This is a genomic window from Pseudomonas trivialis (assembly GCF_001439805.1).
Classification (GTDB): domain Bacteria; phylum Pseudomonadota; class Gammaproteobacteria; order Pseudomonadales; family Pseudomonadaceae; genus Aquipseudomonas; species Aquipseudomonas trivialis.
Map to the genome: position 1 here is coordinate 1 of NZ_JYLK01000037.1, position 1374 is coordinate 1374.

General features: G+C 54.5%; 1 protein-coding gene. It reads right to left on the bottom strand.

The annotated features are described in order from the left end of the window. Positions 1–61 precede the first annotated feature (61 nt). On the bottom strand, positions 62–1321 hold the full coding sequence (locus tag TU79_RS24825) for an IS256 family transposase (RefSeq protein ID WP_057010426.1): 1260 nt from the start codon (positions 1319–1321) through the stop codon (positions 62–64). Positions 1322–1374 lie beyond the last annotated feature (53 nt).

Genomic DNA, 1374 nt, shown 5'->3' on the forward strand with positions numbered 1-1374 from the left:
GAGAGTGTCAGATTTTTTGTGTTCGGGCCGGTTACGGCCTGCCGTCAGGCAGGCCCTATCTTTACCAGGTCGGCCTGATAAATCGATCTCCGTACAGAATCGCAAATTGATTCATCGCGCTCTTCCAATCATGAGCCGCACTGCCCCAGTTCGCGGTGATATTTCGTAATGCCAGCCAGATTAGCTTTGTCGCGGCCTCATCCGTTGGGAAGTGGCCTCGCGTCTTGATGACCTTGCGCAACTGGGCATTGATACTCTCGATGGCATTGGTTGTGTAGATCACTTTGCGTATTGCCGGGGGAAACACGAAGAACGGTATAACTCGATCCCAAGCACGTTTCCAAGCCGATACGACTGTCGGATATTGCTTACCCCAAGGCCCGGCTTCGAAAGCCAGTAGCGCTTGTTCTGCGGCGTCAGCATTGAGTGCTTGATAGATCGGCTTCAGTGCCTTGGCCAGCTCACGGCGCTTATCCCACGGGGCGTAATCGAGGCTGTTACGGATCAGGTGGACGATACAGGTCTGCAACGTCGTTTCAGGAAACACAGCACTCAGCGCTTCGGGCATGCCTTTGAGACCGTCAGTTACGGCGATCAAAACGTCTTCAACGCCTCGATTTTTCAGGTCGTTAAAGACCTTCATCCAAAACTTGGCGCCTTCGGTTGTTTCAATCCAAATGCCCAGGATATCTCGCGTTCCGTCCGGCAATACGCCCAGCGCCAAGTAGATCGCTTTGTTGCGCACCAGGCCTTCGTCGCGAATTTTGACTCGCAATGCATCGAAGAAAATTACCGGGTACATCGGTTCAAGCGGTCGCTGTTGCCAGGCGGTAACCTCCTCCAAAACTGCGTCAGTGACAGAACTGATGAAGTCGTGGGAGACGTCTGTTCCGTACTGTTCCGAGAGAAACGCCCGGATTTCGCGAACCGTCATACCTCGGGCATACATCGCGATGATCTTGTCATCAAAGCCGGTAAAACGGCGCTCATGCTTAGGGATCAAGATCGGGGCAAAGCTTCCATCGCGATCTCTGGGAATGTCCAAACGCAACGGGCCGTCATCGGTCAGCACCGTTTTGCCACTCTTGCCGTTGCGTTGGTTGCTCGATTCCTCAGGGCGCTCCGCGCCCTGAGGATAGCCAAGGTGGTGGCCCAACTCAGCACCAAGGGCTCGCTCGATCAGCGCCTTTTTGAACGCCATCGAGGCATCCTGAATGGCTTCGGCACTCATCGGGCCGCTGACGAACTGGTCGATCAGCTCTTGGGGAATGGATGGAAGGTCTCGCGGGGCCTCACGGCCCGGTTTCTTTTTGGTCGGCATACATGCACCTCTATCAACATGTTATGCCCGAACACAAAATTTATGACAGTCCC